This window comes from Bradyrhizobium sp. Ken51, from assembly GCF_055807435.1.
Genome location: NZ_JBVVPB010000175.1, coordinates 1 through 268 on the forward strand (window position 1 = coordinate 1; position 268 = coordinate 268).

The 268-nt window shown below is 61.2% G+C and carries 1 protein-coding gene; it reads right to left on the bottom strand.

Features of this window, described 5'->3' with window-relative positions; genetic code table 11:
* A partial coding sequence (locus tag AC0L27_RS41365; RefSeq protein ID WP_473323894.1) for a CoA pyrophosphatase occupies positions 1–268 on the bottom strand: 268 nt, incomplete at both ends.

Genomic DNA, 268 nt, shown 5'->3' on the forward strand with positions numbered 1-268 from the left:
TGGCGCGATACGGCAGATCGGGCGGGATAATGCCGACCACTGGGGTTACCTGGTAGCCAGTGACGCTATCGACGGGCGGCAGCACGCCGATAACTTCAACGGCGGAAGGCGGTATAGCGACCTCTTCTTCAGCTTCGCGCAGCGCGGCGGCGATAGCTGATGCGTCCGTGTCATCGACTGCACCTCCAGGGAATGCCACTTGTCCAGCGTGTTTACGCAGATGAATCGAACGCTGAGTCAGCAACAACCCCGGTTGCGGTCGACGGAC